A 16,836-nucleotide genomic window follows, 5' to 3' on the forward strand; every position below is an offset into this window, starting at 1 on the left:
CTACTATTTCAATTGCATTCCTGCAATGATATTTTGTATTTTTTGGTCTAAGAAACTTTCTGCAGCATCAAATTCTTCCACAGATTCTAATTCGGCATTTACACTGATGTAGAACTTGATTTTTGGTTCAGTACCACTTGGTCTGGCGCAAATTTTAGATCCGTCTTCTGTATAATAAATCAAAACATTAGATTTTGGCAGGTCCATTATAGACTCTTCACCTGTAAAAAGATTCAGGGCTGTAGAAGCTTGGTAATCTTCCACCATAATCACACGTTGTCCGCTGATTTCTTTCAAAGGATTCTGACGTAAATTAATCATCATCTGATTGATTTCTTCTAAACCTTCCATACCTTTTTTGGTCAATGAAACCAAATGTTCTTTGTAAAAACCATTTTCAACATAAAGTTGTAAAAGTTCTTTGTAAACAGAGCTTCCGGCTGCTTTTGCCTGTGCAGCTACTTCACATATTAATAAGGTAGCGGCAACAGCATCTTTATCTCTTACAGCATCACCTACCATAAAACCAAAGCTTTCTTCACCGCCTCCAATAAATTGAAGTTCAGGGAAATCTTTGATCATTTTGGCTATCCATTTAAAACCGGTAAGACCCACTTTACATTCTACGCCATAGCTTGTCGCCAGTTCCATCATCATCGGAGTAGAAACTATGGTAGAACCTACGAATTGTTTGCCATTAATTTTTCCGGCTTTTTTCCATTGTTTCAATAAGAAAGCAGTCATCAGAACCATGGTCTGATTTCCGTTAAGAAGAATCATTTTGCCTTCGTTATTTCTAACAGCAACGCCTAAACGATCGCAGTCCGGATCTGTTCCTACTACAATGTCAGAATTGGTTTTTTCTGCTAAAGCCAAAGCCATTGTCAATGCTTCAGGCTCTTCCGGGTTTGGAGATTTTACCGTTGGAAAATTTCCATCAGGAATTGCTTGTTCGGGAACAATATGCACATTAGTGTATCCGGCCTGAGACAAAGTCTCCGGGATAGATTTTATCGAAGTTCCGTGTAAAGAGGTAAAAACGATTTGCAGGTTTTCTTTTGCTTCAGCCGGTGTATTAAAACTGGCATTGTCAATAGAAGATTTTATAAAAGCTTTGTCGATTTCAGTGTCAATGTACTGAATCAGTTTTTCGTTAGCCTGATATTTGATTTTATCGTAGCTTAAATTTTCAATAATAGTAATGATTTCAGTATCCTGAGGAGGTACTATTTGTCCTCCGTCTTCCCAATATACTTTATAACCATTGTATTCGGGCGGATTATGTGAAGCCGTAAGTACAATTCCGCATTGGCATCCTAAATATTTAAGGGCAAAAGACAGTTCAGGAGTCGGTCGCAAATCTGAAAATAAATAAACCTGAATTCCATTGGCAGAGAAAACATCGGCTACAAGTTTGGCTAAGGTATTGCTGTTATGACGACAGTCGTAGGCAATAACCACTTTTAAAGGCAGATTTGGAAATACCTGATGCATATAATCCGAAAGGCCTTGTGTGTTCTTGCCCAGTGTGTATTTGTTAATTCTGTTGCTTCCAACACCCATAACACCACGCATTCCACCAGTTCCAAACTCTAGGTTTTTATAAAAACTTTCCTCAAGTTCTTTTGGTGATGTGGTCATTAATTCTTTAACAGCTGCTTGTGTTTCACTGTCAAATGTTGGTGTCAGCCATTCGTTTACAGCATTTAAAATGTTAGGTGCTATATTCATCTTTCGTATTCTTTTATTTTAGATCAAAATAATTGTTGTTTTCAGGAGCGGTTGTTTATTTCGTCAATTCACTCCACTCTCAGTCCGCTTGTTTTTTAATGGACAAGGGATTACGTTAAAAATTAACTTCTCGTGCTACTTTATAACGTCCTTCGTTGCTTTTGGTTCTCAAAATAATTTCACCAAGGAAACCTGCTAAAAATAACTGAGTCCCTAAAATCATTGTAGTTAAGGCAATAAAAAACCAAGGGTTGTTTGTAACCAGGCTGTATCTCATGCCATTGTACATATGGTATAGTTTTGAAATACCAATATAACCCGCCAGAAAAAATCCGATAATAAACATTACCGAACCCAGTGCGCCAAACAAGTGCATCGGTCTTTTTCCGAATCTTGACAGGAACCAAATCGTAATCAAATCAAGAAAACCGTTTATAAAACGCTCCATTCCAAATTTGGTTTCGCCATATTTACGGGCCTGATGCTGTACTACTTTTTCACCAATTTTATTAAAACCGGCATTCTTTGCCAAAACCGGAATGTAACGGTGCATTTCGCCCGAAACTTCTATGTTTTTTACAACCGTATTTTTGTATGCTTTTAATCCGCAGTTAAAATCATTTAATTCTACTCCGGATGTTTTTCTTGCCGCCCAGTTGAATAATTTCGAAGGAAGATTTTTGGCTACAACAGAGTCATAACGTTTCTTTTTCCATCCCGAAACCAAATCAAATTTCTCGGCTGTAATCATTTCGTACAATCCGGGAATTTCATCCGGACTATCCTGCAAATCGGCATCCATTGTAATGATTACATCTCCTTTTGCTTTTGCAAAACCGGCATGTAAAGCCTGTGATTTTCCAAAATTCTTCATGAAACGAATCCCTTTTACATTCGGATTTTCGGTAGAAAATTTTTCAATAATTGCCCAGGAATCATCTGTACTACCATCATCTACAAAAATGATTTCATAAGAGTAATTGTTAGATTGCATCACTTTAATAATCCACGTATAGAGTTCTTGCAGTGATTCCTCCTCGTTTAGAAGCGGTATAAGTATAGATAAATTCATTTATTTTTTTATTCTTGTATTGTAGTTTTGCTTTTAAAAATTGCGGCGAAAATTAATCCTAAAATAGAACTAACCACGATAGTGAAAACAGATCCTTTTAATAACTCTAAAGTAGAATACGGATTGCTTAGTTTCATTTTGGCAACAGCTTCATTAATGGCAGACGCAGGTGTTCCGAATTTTTGCAACATCGATACCGTATATTTAATCATTAATTCACTCACAGTATCTTTCGCCTCAGGATCAATTACATTAAAAAGGATAACATTAAAAAAAGTAGAGATCAATATTCCAATTACAGCCGCAATAAAATAAGTGGTAAAAGCTTCCTTAAAAGGAAAAACGCCTTTTAGCTCTCTTTTCGTTTTAGTTAGTAGAATAATCGACAATGTAAAACTTATAAGGAGACCTGTAGCTCCAATCCACCAAGAGGTGAACAAGTTTAAATCAACGGCATATATTGTAGCAGTAACTAATGCAGATGCAATTCCAATCATTACACCATAGGTAATCCCATTTTTCTTTATAACTTCATTGATCATATTTTCTATATGTTTTAAAATTAATCCACAAATATAGCAATTACCCTATATACAAAAGTGAGATATATATTAAAAATATTGACACAGATAAAGAGGACGTTAAAAATATTGGTTAAAAGATTTGTTTATTGAAAAATAAATGTAAATTTGCACACTCAAAAATAATTAAATTTTTAAACAAAAAAGAGTATCGTTTGTTTACACCTTTTTCTAACCATGGAAAAGCTTCAAAATGAAAATGCTCTAAACAATAAATAAAAGAAAAGATGAAAAAAGGAATTCACCCAGAAAATTACAGATTAGTTGCATTTAAAGACATGTCAAATGACGAAGTTTTTATCACTAAATCTACTGCAGATACAAAAGAAACAATTGAAGTTGACGGAGTTGAGTATCCAGTTGTAAAAATGGAGATTTCTAGAACATCTCACCCTTTTTATACTGGTAAATCTAAACTTATCGATACTGCAGGACGTATTGATAAATTCAAAACTAAATATGCAAAACACGCTAAAAAATAATAGCTGTTTTTTATTTTCATATAAAAGCCTTCCAATTTGGGAGGCTTTTTTTATGCGGTAATGTTTTTTTTAAACCATATAAGTGATGTAAGTTCATTTTAAGCTTTGCGTTTATTTTAATCTTTGACTGCTTTGCATTTCAAATAGATTCCACAAAACACCCATTGCTTATTTAATACTATTTGTCACCCTGAGCGGAGTCGAAGGCTGTTTAAGTAAAAAAGGGCTTCGACTTCGCTCAGCCTGACACATGGGTAAGAGAAACTTCTTGAAAAATTCTTCTTAGTGGCCTTTGCGTAAACCCTTGTGTAGTTGCGACTTTGCGAGATTTTTTAAACCATATAAGTGATGTAAGTTCATTTTAAGCTTTGTGTTTATTTTAATCTTTGTGCGCTTTGCATTTCAAATAGATTCCACAAAACACCCATTGCTTATTTAATACTATTTGTCATCCTGAGCGGAGTCGAAGGCTGTTTAAGTAAAAAAGGGCTTCGACTTCGCTCAGCCTGACACATGGGTAAGAGAAACTTTTTGAAAAATTCTTCTTAACGGCCTTTGCGTAAACCCTTGCGTAGTTGCGATTTTGCGAGATTTTTTAAACCATATAAGTGATGTAAGTTCATTTTAAGCTTTGTGTTTATTTTAATCTTTGTGTGCTTTGAAGTGAAAAAGTTGCGGAGAAACAATTATCTCGCGAAGTCGCAAAGTCACGAAGTTTAAAAAAAACAAAACAAAAACTTGGCGACTTTGCGACTTCGCGAGATTTTTACGCGCGGTTAAAGAAAATAATTAGACGAGTATTCTGTGTATAAGAACCGTTGCAAACTTTGGATTCCCTCCACATGCACTAAATCCATTTTTTTAAATGAACTTATATGACTTATATGGTTTAACCCCGCGTACAAAAAGGCATAGTTTCCATAAAGTTCTAAAATAATTCCCGAATTCAAGTCGATATAACTTTGGCTGTATTTCCTTTCTTTAAAATATTTGTAACTTTGAACCTGATAACCAAATCAAGATTTTAACAAATATTAAATTTATTCTATGAACTACATTCTTTTTGACGGTCCCGTCCGGAATGCTTTATTGCCTTTTACTTTTACCAGACCGGTGGCTGATATTCTAATCGGAATTATGACCATTCGCCAAAAATGGGAAATGCGTTTAGGTTCAACTATAACAACCATTACAGAGGAATATTTGTCGGAGAAATTTCCGATGGTAGAATTAGAAGAAAATGTAATGATTAATGCTGCGTTTTTACCAAATGAAACACTAGCCGAAATGGTTTCTAATTTAACCGTAAATCAGGCGATTTTTAGAGGTGATGATGTAATTGCTTTTTTTACGACGGAGAACCAGGAAGAAGTTGACTTTGATTCGTATGAAATCATTTCGTATGATGACGATTGTTTGACTGTTGAGCATACTTGGGATATTTTTTCTAAAAATGATGCCGCTATTCGCGAAGATTTTAAATATCTGACGGAAGACAGGAAATCCATGCCGATTCCAAAAAGCGTAAACGCCATTGCACCCGAAAATATATTTATAGAAGAAGGGGCTAAATTGGAGTTCGTTACTTTAAACGCTTCAACAGGTCCGATATATATAGGTAAGAACAGCGAAATTATGGAAGGCTCTGCCATTCGTGGTCCTTTTGCTTTGTGCGAAAATGCACAGGTGAAATTAAACGCTAAAGTTTATGGAGCAACTACCGTTGGTGTTGGCTCGAGAATAGGAGGAGAGGTTAAAAATTCGGTTCTTTTTGCCAATTCAAATAAAGGACACGACGGATTTTTAGGAGATTCTGTTTTAGGAGAGTGGTGTAATATTGGTGCCGATTCTAATAATTCAAATTTAAAAAACAATTACGAAGAAGTAAAATTATGGAGCTACGAGACAGAAGGTTTTGCAAAAACCGGACTTCAGTTTTGTGGTTTGATGATGGGAGATCACAGTAAATGCGGAATCAATACTATGTTTAATACCGGAACTGTAATCGGTGTGAGTGCTAATATTTTCGGTAGTGGATTTCCACGCAACTTTGTTCCGAGTTTTTCTTGGGGCGGTGCGGCAGGTTTTACAACCTATGTGACTAAAAAAGCTTTCGAAACCGCTAAACTGGTTATGGGACGCAGAAATATTGACTTTGATGCAACCGAATCAGCAATCTTAGAACATATTTTTGAAGAAACCAAAAAGTGGAGAAAGGACTAAATACAAATTAGATAATCTGCTAATTAGATAATTTAAAAGTGACTTCGTAAGATTTAGTTCTTACGAAGTTTTTTTATAAAATAATTTTTAATTAGCAAATTCCCAAATTGACACATTATCTAATTGACACATTATCTAATTGACACATTATCTAATTGACACATTATCTAATTGGCACATTTTCCAATTGCCACATTTCCTCATTTTCTAATTGCCTAATTATCTAATTAATCTATCTTTGCGCTTTCAAAATCAGATAATTTAATTATCTAAAAATCTTAGAGTCTAAAAATGATTACAGTTAACGATATTTCAGTTCAGTTTGGTGGAACTACTCTTTTTAGTGATGTTTCTTTTGCTATAAACGAAAATGATAAAATTGCCCTTATGGGTAAGAATGGTGCGGGGAAATCGACACTTTTGAAAATAATCGCAGGGCAGAGTAAACCTTCTACCGGAAATATTTCGGCTCCAAAAGAGGCTGTTATTGCATATCTGCCGCAACATTTGTTAACTTCAGATGGGGCAACTGTAATGGAAGAAGCATCGAAAGCTTTTGGTGAAATCTTTAGCATGAAAGCCGAGATCGATGAAATCAACGAACAATTAACCGTTCGTACCGATTACGAAAGTGATGCTTACATGAAACTTATTGAAAGAGTTTCAGACTTAAGCGAGAAATTTTACGCCATCGAAGAGGTGAATTACGAGGCCGAAGTAGAGAAAATTCTGGTTGGATTAGGTTTCGAGCGCGAAGATTTTACACGTCAGACTTCTGAATTTTCAGGAGGTTGGAGAATGCGTATTGAATTGGCTAAAATCCTTTTGAAAAAACCGGATTTAATTTTACTCGATGAGCCAACCAACCACATGGATATTGAAAGTATTCAGTGGTTAGAAGAGTTTCTGCTGAATCAGGCAAAAGCAGTAGTGGTGATTTCGCACGATAGAGCCTTCGTAGATAATATTACCAATCGTACTATTGAAGTTACAATGGGAAGAATTTACGATTACAAAGCTAAATATTCGCATTATTTAGAATTGAGAAAAGACCGTCGTATTCACCAGCAGAAAGCATATGACGAACAACAAAGAATGATTGCTGATAACAGAGCTTTTATTGATCGTTTTAAAGGCACGTTCTCTAAAACCGATGCCGTACAGTCTCGTGTTAAGATGTTGGAGAAATTGGTGATTGTTCAGGTTGATGAAGTCGATACTTCAGCATTAAAATTAAAATTTCCACCTGCGGCACGTTCCGGACAATATCCGGTTGTGGTCAAAGAATTGTCGAAATCATACGGTGATCATGTTGTTTTTAAGGATGCTAACATCGTAATCGAAAGAGGACAGAAAGTAGCTTTCGTAGGTAAAAACGGAGAAGGAAAATCGACTATGATCAAAGCCATTATGAAAGAAATTGGCATTGATGAAGGAAGTGTCGATATTGGACATAATTCACAAATTGGTTATTTCGCACAGAATCAGGCTGCATTGTTAGATGAGAATGCTACTATTTTTGAAACTATAGATGGTATTGCGGTTGGTGATGTAAGAACACAAATTAAAAATATATTAGGTGCCTTTATGTTTCATGGTGATGATATTACCAAAAAAGTAAAAGTGCTTTCGGGTGGAGAGAAAACACGTCTGGCGATGATTAAATTGTTGTTAGAGCCAGTTAACTTGTTGATTCTCGATGAGCCTTCGAATCACCTGGATATGAAAACCAAAGACATCATAAAAGACGCTTTACGTGATTTTGATGGTACTTTGATCTTGGTTTCTCACGACCGTGATTTCCTTGACGGTTTAGCCACAAAAGTTTTTGAATTTGGAAATAAACGCGTAAAAGAACATTTTGAAGATGTTGCCGGTTTCTTGGCACATAAAAAAATGGATTCTATGAGAGAAATCGAAAAGTAGTTTTTGATTCATAATGACAGAAAATTCTTAGTCTCACGACTTAAAAAGAAAAAAAGCGTTATTAATAACGATTAGCTGTTAAATAAAAAAAAGAAGGAGGCAATCTCAATGTTATGAGACTGCTTCCTTCTTTTTTTTAGGTTCTGTATATATTTTTTGTGCTTCAAACAATCGGGACGGGGTAATCTATACTTATATTAGGAAAACTTTTTCTTAATCTGTATTTAGACAAAATTAGAGATATGATTTTGGCGGAATAAAGTAGTTGCTGCCATAAAAGAAAAGTTTCGAATCTTCGTTAACTGAGCCAATAAACAGTACAAAACGTGCTTAGTCTTATTTGCTCTGCTTTGCAAGCATCACATACAATATGTTCATTGATTGTTTTTGTAAAATAGAACGGCGAAGGATAAGATTAGTCATTGAAAAGCCATGCTCCAGTGAAGAATGAACTAGGATTAAATTTTTTAAGATCAAGATAGGTAACTTTAACAAATTGGTTAGGGTTTAGGACAAAATCATTAGTGACTAAATCTTTACCACTCAACGCTACAAAAGCCACATAATCCTCAGTAGGATGTTTAAAAACAACCGTACCTTGACCTAAATTAAATATGATATGTTCTAATCCATCAGTAGCATCACGCGGTAATACTACTGTTTCTCTGCAATTACCAGAAGAGCAAGATGGAAAATGAAAAATTTGAGACTGTGTTCCGGAAGCCTTTATAGTTCCGTTGACCGGGACCACGACGACTTCTCTTCGCGGATTACAATCTAACCAAGCGGTCCCGTTGTATATTTGCAGTGTATTTGTTGTAATGTTGTACACCGTTAGACCAGCGGGAGGGGGAGTAATAGCATCCCTTTGCACAGTAGTCATTCTGGGAGGTAAAAAACCTTTGGTGGTAGACTCTGTTTCAAAAACAGCAGAGGGGTTTAGGGTCGTGGGATTATTTCCTATTTTTTGAGTAATTTGAGAATGACCGGTAAAACCGATCAAAAAAATCAATGCGATTGTAGGTAAACTTTGTTTCATATATTGTTAAGTTTTATAATTTTAACTACAAACAAAAATAAATCTGGAGTATTTGAACGGTATTAATTTATTATAGGTTACTTATAATTTGTAAATGATAAAAAAAATACTACAACGCGCAGTGTATTTGGAAAACCAATCAATAAAAAGGATTCAAAATTGCAGTAAATCGTGAAATTAAAATTCACCGCTGACAATTTAGCTATAGGACTTATGGCAAATGAGGAGCGTTTTTTATTCCAAATAACAGGAAGCATTACTAAAATTAGTCTTCTCTATTGCCGGTAATTCATCCGGATTTGAATAGATGTTGATTTTAACCAACGGTAAGGTAGTTTTGCGTTAAGAGGCTTTAGCCTAATGTCATTAAGTTCAGATACTTTTTTACGCAGATTTTGCAGATTTTGCAGGTTTTTTTATTCCAATCCGCTAAAATCTGCGTGAGACTTTTTTAACAAAAGAAGACAGTCCCAGAACTCTGAAAACAAAAAAATCGCCAATAACGATGCAATTAATTGAAGTCAAAACATTTTTCTATCACTTTTAAAAATCGTTATTTCTGATGTTATCCTGTTAAAAATAAAAGAAAGAAGGAGAGAATCTCAACATTATGAGATTGCTTCCTTCTTTTTATTAAGTACGGGCTATATTTTTTGTGCTTCAAACAATTAGGACGGGGTAATCTATACTTGTGTTAGGAAAACTTTTTCTTAAATCTGTATCTAGACAAAATTAGAGATATGATTTTGGTGCAATAAAGTAGTTACTTCCATAAAAGAAAAGTTTAGAATCTTCGTTAACTGAGCCAATAAACAGTACAAAACGTGCTTAGTTTTATTTGCTTTCCTTTGCAGGCATCAGATTGACTCTCTACATGGAGTGCTGACGTAAAATGCAATTGTGTGGGGTAGGATTAGTCATATATAAGCCAAACTCCTTTGAAGTATTTATTGGTATTATTAACACCAAAGTTTACAAATTCAACTTTAACAAAACGGTTGGGTTGTATAGTGAACTGAGGAGTAGTAATTAAATCTTTACCGCTACTTGCACTTAGAAGAATCTCAGGTTCGCCTGTTTTACGAACAGCCTGTTTAATAGTAATTGTACCATCGCCATAATTATATATGGTATGTTCTACCCCATTAGAAACAATATATGGTAATAGTACAGTTGCATTGCAATTAGAGCAATAGGCATTAAAAATACTTTGAGATTTTGTTCCCGAAACCGTTATGGTTCCGTTTTTCGGTACTTCGATATATTCTCTTTGCAGATTATAATCTAACCAAACGGTCCCGTTGTATATTTGCAGTGTATTTGTTGTGGTGTTGTACACCGTTAGACCAGCGGGAGGGGGAGTAATAGCATCCCTTTGTACAGTGGTCATTCTGGGAGGTAAAAAGCCTTTAGTGGTAGACTCTGTTTCAAAAACAGCAAAGGGGTTTAGGGTTGTGGGATTATCTCCTATTTTTTGAGTAATTTGAGAATGAACGGTAAAACCGATCAAAAAAATCAATGCGATTGTAGGTAAACTTTGTTTCATTTGTAATTGTCAAGTTTTATAATTTTGACTGCAAACAAAAATAAATTTGGAGTATTTGAACGGTATTAATTTATTATAGGTTACTTATAATTTATAAATGATAAAAAAAAAATACGACAACGCGCAGTGTATTTGGAAAACCAATCAATAAAAAGGATTCAAAATTGCAGTAAATCGTGAAATTGAAATTCACCACTGACAATTTAGCTATAAGACACTTATGGCAAATGAGGAGCGTTTTTTATTCCAAATAACAGGAAGCATTGCTAAAATTAGTCTTCTCTATTGCCGGTAATCCATCCGGATTTGAATAGATGTTGATTTTAACCAACGATAAGGTAGTTTTGCTTTAAGAGGCTTTTGCCTAATGTCATTAAGTTCGGATACTTTTTTACACAGATTTTGCGGATTATGCAGGTTTTTTTATTCCAATCCGCTAAAATCTGCGTGAGACTTTTTTAACAAAAGAAGACAGTCCCAGAACTCTGAAAACAAAAAATCGCCAATAACGATGCAATTAATTGAAGTCAAAACATTTTTCTATCACTTTTAAAAATCGTTATTTCTGATGCTATCCTGTTAAAAATAAAAGAAAGAAGGAGCGAATCTCAACATTATGAGACTGCTTCCTTCTTTTTATTAAGTACGGACTATATTTTTTGTGCTTCAAACAATTACGACGGATTAGTCAAAGAAATACCAGGTTCCACTGAAGGAGTCATTCGCATCATAATCAAAAAATACAATTGTTATAGTTTTGTTAGCTGTCAAAATGAAGCTAGTAGCTTCTACTGCACTGTTGCTATTGGCAATAAAACTAACAGGTTTATTACCAGACACGCTGGGTGGTTTCATAAAAGTAATAGTACTAGTGGTTCTGTTGCGTATGATGTGTTCTAAGCCATTAGTAGCTTCAGTTGGTAATACTATAGTTGGATTACAAGTATCGCAATTGCTCATAATGAAAATTTGCGATTGTGTATTGGAAGCATTTATAGTTCCGCTTGGCGGTATGGCGACATATTCTTTTGGTATATTGTGACCTCCTGACCAAATTGTTCCATTATATATCTCCAATAGGTTTGTAGTTGTGTTGTATACGACTAAACCAGCAGGGGGAGAAGCAATGGCGTTTCTTTGTATTGTGGTCATTCTGGGAGGTAACAGACCTTTAGTTACAGACTCTGTTTCAAAAATAGCAGAGGGGTTTAGAGTCATGGGATTGTCTCCTATTTTTTGAGCCATTTGGGCATGGGTTGTAAAAACAACCCCAAAAACAAATGCGATTATGATTAAATTTTGTTTCATTTTTTTAATATTTAGTTTAAAGGGAAATAAATTTTTAATATTTGGATTGTTTTAATTTATTAGTGGTTATTTATAGTTTATAAATGAGAGTAAAAAGAATTCAATAGAGAGGGTGAAAAGTAGTTTTTCGATTCCAGATAAAGCTTGAGGAAAAAGTTTGTTTTACGGTATTATGAAACGAATTTGAAGTCAGGTTAAATCATATAAATGATGTAAGTTCATTTAATTCAATACTTACATTTTCTTGAATTAGGCAATCGGCTTTGAAATCTTCATCGGTTTAAAATAGAGCGGTGCGGGTTATTTATAGAAACACCAGACTCCATTGTAGATATCATTTGGATCGTACTCAAAAAACACAATTTTTGTGGCTTTTTGAGCTGTCAGACTCATGCTAGGGGTTGTTAATAATGCAGCGGTAGCTATATTATCAACAAAAGGAGTAGGTTTATTCCCAGACGCTACTGACGGTTGTGTAACAGTAATAGTACCACCAGAGTTTCTGTTGTATATGATATGTTCTAATCCATTGGAAGCTTTCAATGGTAATACAACAGTTGCATTACAATTATTGCAATTGTTCAAAACAAAAATTTGTGATTCTGTATTGGAAGCCGTTACAGTTCCGTTTGGTGGTATGCTGACCATTTCTTTTGGCAGATTGTAGATTCCTGACCAAATTGTTCCATTATAGACTTCCAATAGGTTTGTTGTTGTATTGTATACCAATAAACCAGATGCGGGAGTAGCAATAGCATTCCTTTGCGCAGTGGTCATTCTGGGAGGTAAAAGACCTTTAGTAGTAGACTCTGTTTCAAAAGCAGCAGTACTATTTAGAGTCATGGGATTGTTTCCTATTTTTTGAGCAATTTGAGAATAACCGGCAAAACCGGTCAAAAAAACTAGTGCTATTGTAAGAGAACTTTGTTTCATTAGTTTCATCTTTTTGTTTAATTATGACAACAAAAAGAGTAATTAATTTATTAATTGGCCTGATGTATTTTATAAATGTATTTATGTGTTTTATATGCGTTTGAAAATAGATTCTTTTTTGTGTATCAGATTGTTGAAAAAGAAAGAGAGAAGAGTCCGATTATCTCTGTCTTTTCAGATTCTTTCCGAAATAGTGCTTTCTGTGTTTCTTCCTGAATTACCTTGGTTTTATTGGAAATTTGCGAGAAAATGAATAGTATGGTTTTGTAGCGTGCATTTCTGTTTCAAATAGTGTTGTAATTTTGGTTTGAATGCATGATAAATCGCAAGCAAATTTTATAAGATATTATAAATTCAGTCTGGGCTTTGCGTTAGAAGACTGTTTAGAAAGTTTAAGCTATTAGTCTTATATGCTGTATTTCGCGACAGCTGATTTTTTTAAACAGCTAGAATGATTTTTGCAGTTTTTTCTGTAAAAACAGAAAGTTACGGAGCAATGTTATACATGGAATGTTTTTTTATATCTTAGTAGGGCATTTCGAATTTAACGATTTATTAATACGAAAAAAGCGATGGTGTTTGTACTTATTATGTAGGTTTAGTTGCGTAGAACTTCAGTGTTTTCGCAATCTGTTACGGTATGAATGGCTTTGGTTTTGTCGGGTGTTATTTTAATTAAGCTGCGGTTTCAACTTTTTTTTAAAGTCAAAAAACAGAGGTGTTTTGAAGAAGCATAAATAATCGAAAGTTTTAAAGAGTACATTTTTTAGTTGAAAGTCTAATTTTTAGTATGTTACTTTATGAGGAAATTTTTAAGAATCAGAATTGCTTTTATTTTTTTACTACTCCCTTTTTTTACAAATGCCCAGACCGATGTAAATCAGGCAACGACCAATTCTGATGCCGTTGTTAAATATCCACAGTTTCAATTTAAAGGACTTTTTCAGGCTCGGTTTCTCGGAGCACTTTCGGATAATGTGGATGTGCTCGGGCTTCATCATTCTACAGGAGAGGTTACACAATCGTCTTTTGATATTAAAAGAATGCGTGTTGGACTTAATACCAAACTAAGCGAAAATACAGAAGTGGCAATTTTAGTAAATCTCGCTGATTTTAAATCAGATCCCAAAACCAAAGTACTCGAAAATGCCTACGCAAAATATACTTTCAATAAATATTTTGCGATAACGGGAGGACAGTTTCGTCCCGCTTTTGGAATTGAAGAATTGGTTCCCGTTGACATCATCAAGTCTTTTGATTTTTCTAATCAATATTATGAATTTGGAAAAAACGGTTGGACGAGTTTTCAAATCGGAGCCTCGGCAACAGGTTCTTTTGATCTTGGGAAAGTACCCGTAAGTTATGCGGTTTCTGTTTTAAACGGCAACGGAAAGAATCAGGAAAAAGACAAAGACAACGGAAAACTCTATTCGACACGATTGGTTTTTGGATTGTCTAAACTCCATAAGATTAACTTAGGCTTAAACGGCGGAAGCGGAAAAGTATTCGATCAGGATGTTTTTGCTCTGGGAGCCGATATTACCAGTGATTTTGTACTTAATGATGCGTTTACTTTTGATCTTCAAATAGAATACAAACAGGGAACCAATCATAATTTGTATTTCTCCTTACCCGCTGAGGCCAGAACCAAAAATGCGAATGATTATCAGATGCGAGGCTATTATATAATGCCGAATTTGAGGTATCGCATTAATTATAAAAAATTGAGTTCCTTAGAATTATCCTGCCGTTATGAATCTTTCGACACCAGTTTTAAATTGGATTCTAATGTTCGTCAAACCTATACACCAATGATCAGTCTGGAGTTTGGAAAAGCCTATACCGGCAGAATTGAAATGGGGTTTGAAATAGACCGCTTTGATAAAAATATTCCGGATACGACGATGTATAATGATAACTTGTTTATTATACAGTTTCAATGCAGACTTTAATACAATCTAATTTTCACCTTATGAAAGAAGTAAAAATCCCTCAGATCTTAATTACGCTGGCAGTTGGAATAGCAATTTGGTTGATTCCGGCACCGGAGGGTGTTGTGATAGAAGCCTGGCATTTGTTTGCCATTTTTGTGGCAACGATTCTCGGTATTATTTTAAAAGCGGCACCAATGGGAACGATGTGTATGATCGCCATTGCATTGACGGCTTTCTCACAGGTTTTAGCACCCGGAGATGCCGGTAAGTCAATCACATTGGCCTTGAAGGGTTTTGGTGATAAAGTAATCTGGCTGATTGGAATTTCCTTTTTTATCGCCAGAGGATTTATTAAAACAGGTCTGGGAAACAGAATTGCCTTTTTGTTTATCAAAATATTTGGTAAAAGTTCGCTTGGGCTGGCGTACGGTTTAGGTTTGGCAGATTTGGTTCTCGCGCCGGCGGTACCCAGTAATACAGCAAGAGGAGGAGGAATCATCTATCCGATTATGAAATCAATGTCAATGAGTTTTGGTTCAATGCCCGATCAACCGGATACACACCGAAAACTAGGCGCATTTTTGACATTAAACAGTTATAATATGAATCTGATTGCTTCGTCTATGTTTTTAACAGGAACAGCGAGTAATCCGATGTGTCAAAAATTTGCACTCAATTTAGGCATAAAAATCACTTGGATTTCGTGGGCCGTAGCCGCTATTGTACCGGGTTTGGTGGCCTTCTTTGTAATTCCTTTTGTATTGTATAAAATTTATCCGCCCGAACTTAAAAAGACGGGAGATGCACCACAAATTGCAAGTCAAAAACTGAAAGAAATGGGTCCAATTTCACGCAATGAATGGATGATGTTGCTGACCTTTTTTATTCTTTTATTTCTTTGGATGACCGGTGATTTGTTTTCTATCGATGCCACAACAACTGCGTTTATCGGTTTGGTGATTTTACTTTTAACCTCCGTTTTAAGCTGGGATGATGTAAAAGCCGAAAAAGGAGCCTGGGATACTATCGTTTGGTTTTCGGTTTTGGTCATGATGGCCAGTTCGCTTAACGAGTTAGGGTTTATTGGCTGGTTTAGTAATCTGGTAAAAGCAGAAATTGGCGGATTAAGCTGGCAGATGGCTTTTCCGATTATTGTATTGGTGTATTTCTTTAGCCATTATCTTTTCGCGAGTGCCACAGCGCATGTGGCAGCAATGTATGCGGCATTGCTGGGCGTAGGTGTTTCGCTCGGAATTCCCGGGTTACTCTTGGCCTTTATGCTTGGTTTTATAGGATCGCTATACGGAACACTAACCCATTATGGTCACGGACCTGCACCGGTTTTCTTTGGGAGCGGTTATGTCGATCTGAAAGATTGGTGGGTAAAAGGTTTGGTGACCGGACTGGTTATGCTTTTTATTTATATGACGATCGGTGGGGCATGGCTTCGGGTGATCGGTTATTTCTAAAAAGATTAAATTCGGATTCCCGGAGGAAGTAGTTCTTTGTATTTTGGATTTTTTTTAATGAATTGAGCAATTTTTGGAGAAATAGGCATTAATCTGAATTTCTTTTCAATGATAATTTCCATGATACTTTTCAGTAAGCCATCAATTACAGCTTGATTGTCGTAGCCGTCGGGTGTATTGATTTTAGTTAAGAAGATTTTTTTTTCCTGAAAAGAATATTCAACAGTAAGCATTCCTTCTGGGACTATGGTTTCAAATTGTCTTGCAAAAGTGTTGTCTTTGATTTCCATAGTTTCAATAGGTAGTTCCATAGTAGTAATGTGTTTTAGTCATGTTTAAAAGCAAATAATCGTGGGGCGAAATAGTTGTGAAAGAAAAATCTGTATAAGATCTTTAATTGTGAATTATTTCATATGTAAAGGTAATCAATTGATTTTCAATAATGAATTATTTTTTAAAGGAGCAGTTCTAAAGCCTGGTGCTTTGCTGTAGTAGATTTTATTTCGGTCGTAAGATTGCGGTCTGAAATTTGCTTGGAGTTTATAAAAAAAAGTAACTTTAACTTTTATAAGTGAAGAGTCGTAATTGTAAT

The 16,836-nt window shown here is 35.2% G+C and carries 13 protein-coding genes; 5 read left to right on the top strand and 8 right to left on the bottom strand.

The window, feature by feature from the left end; all coding sequences use genetic code 11:
* Positions 1-3 precede the first annotated feature (3 nt).
* The 3 genes from ACHRV5_RS14980 to ACHRV5_RS14990 all read right to left on the bottom strand — a co-directional run bounded on the left by ACHRV5_RS14980 (position 4) and on the right by ACHRV5_RS14990 (position 3,345).
* Positions 4-1,731 carry a phospho-sugar mutase gene (locus ACHRV5_RS14980; RefSeq protein ID WP_395427297.1) on the bottom strand — a complete coding sequence of 576 codons (1,728 nt, stop codon included), beginning with the start codon at positions 1,729-1,731 and terminating at the stop codon, positions 4-6.
* A 115-nt stretch (positions 1,732-1,846) separates the two neighbouring features.
* On the bottom strand, positions 1,847-2,803 hold the full coding sequence (locus ACHRV5_RS14985) for a glycosyltransferase family 2 protein (RefSeq protein WP_395427298.1): 957 nt from the start codon (positions 2,801-2,803) through the stop codon (positions 1,847-1,849).
* Positions 2,804-2,811: 8 nt separating this feature from the next.
* Positions 2,812-3,345 carry a DUF4199 domain-containing protein gene (locus ACHRV5_RS14990; protein ID WP_047773933.1) on the bottom strand — a complete coding sequence of 178 codons (534 nt, stop codon included), beginning with the start codon at positions 3,343-3,345 and terminating at the stop codon, positions 2,812-2,814.
* Positions 3,346-3,611: 266 nt separating this feature from the next.
* Between ACHRV5_RS14990 and ACHRV5_RS14995 the strand changes: the two genes are divergently transcribed.
* The 3 genes from ACHRV5_RS14995 to ACHRV5_RS15005 all read left to right on the top strand — a co-directional run bounded on the left by ACHRV5_RS14995 (position 3,612) and on the right by ACHRV5_RS15005 (position 8,015).
* Positions 3,612-3,866 carry a type B 50S ribosomal protein L31 gene (locus ACHRV5_RS14995; protein ID WP_008464817.1) on the top strand — a complete coding sequence of 85 codons (255 nt, stop codon included), beginning with the start codon at positions 3,612-3,614 and terminating at the stop codon, positions 3,864-3,866.
* Positions 3,867-4,913: 1,047 nt separating this feature from the next.
* Complete coding sequence (locus ACHRV5_RS15000) at positions 4,914-6,089, top strand: GlmU family protein (RefSeq protein WP_395427299.1); 1,176 nt, start codon at positions 4,914-4,916, stop codon at positions 6,087-6,089.
* Positions 6,090-6,380: 291 nt separating this feature from the next.
* Positions 6,381-8,015, top strand: a complete 1,635-nt coding sequence (locus ACHRV5_RS15005) for an ABC-F family ATP-binding cassette domain-containing protein (RefSeq protein WP_047773925.1) — start codon at positions 6,381-6,383, stop codon at positions 8,013-8,015.
* A 415-nt stretch (positions 8,016-8,430) separates the two neighbouring features.
* On the opposite strand, the gene ACHRV5_RS15010 is transcribed toward ACHRV5_RS15005, so the two are convergent.
* The 4 genes from ACHRV5_RS15010 to ACHRV5_RS15025 form a co-directional block, all read right to left on the bottom strand.
* Positions 8,431-9,054: a hypothetical protein gene (locus ACHRV5_RS15010; protein WP_395427300.1), complete on the bottom strand. Its 624-nt coding sequence runs from the start codon at positions 9,052-9,054 to the stop codon at positions 8,431-8,433.
* Between the two features lie 913 nt (positions 9,055-9,967).
* The gene (locus ACHRV5_RS15015) at positions 9,968-10,600 is read right to left on the bottom strand and encodes a hypothetical protein (RefSeq protein ID WP_395427301.1); all 633 of its coding nucleotides are present in this window, start codon (positions 10,598-10,600) and stop codon (positions 9,968-9,970) included.
* Between the two features lie 684 nt (positions 10,601-11,284).
* On the bottom strand, positions 11,285-11,908 hold the full coding sequence (locus ACHRV5_RS15020; RefSeq protein ID WP_395427302.1) for a hypothetical protein: 624 nt from the start codon (positions 11,906-11,908) through the stop codon (positions 11,285-11,287).
* Between the two features lie 300 nt (positions 11,909-12,208).
* Positions 12,209-12,841, bottom strand: coding sequence for a hypothetical protein (locus ACHRV5_RS15025; protein WP_395427303.1), 633 nt, complete (start codon positions 12,839-12,841; stop codon positions 12,209-12,211).
* Positions 12,842-13,641: 800 nt separating this feature from the next.
* Between ACHRV5_RS15025 and ACHRV5_RS15030 the strand changes: the two genes are divergently transcribed.
* Positions 13,642-14,793 (top strand): porin, encoded by a 1,152-nt coding sequence (locus ACHRV5_RS15030; RefSeq protein WP_395427304.1) that lies wholly within the window; start codon positions 13,642-13,644, stop codon positions 14,791-14,793.
* A gap of 20 nt (positions 14,794-14,813) precedes the next feature.
* Positions 14,814-16,244 carry an anion permease gene (locus ACHRV5_RS15035; RefSeq protein ID WP_230003070.1) on the top strand — a complete coding sequence of 477 codons (1,431 nt, stop codon included), beginning with the start codon at positions 14,814-14,816 and terminating at the stop codon, positions 16,242-16,244.
* A 5-nt stretch (positions 16,245-16,249) separates the two neighbouring features.
* Here ACHRV5_RS15035 and ACHRV5_RS15040 read toward each other — a convergent pair whose 3' ends face one another.
* Entirely contained in the window at positions 16,250-16,534 is a 285-nt protein-coding gene (locus tag ACHRV5_RS15040) for a GNAT family N-acetyltransferase (protein ID WP_395427351.1), read from the bottom strand.
* Positions 16,535-16,836 lie beyond the last annotated feature (302 nt).

Origin of the sequence: Flavobacterium sp. FlaQc-52 (assembly GCF_044007495.1) — a bacterium.
In the GTDB taxonomy this organism is placed as follows: domain Bacteria; phylum Bacteroidota; class Bacteroidia; order Flavobacteriales; family Flavobacteriaceae; genus Flavobacterium; species Flavobacterium cupriresistens.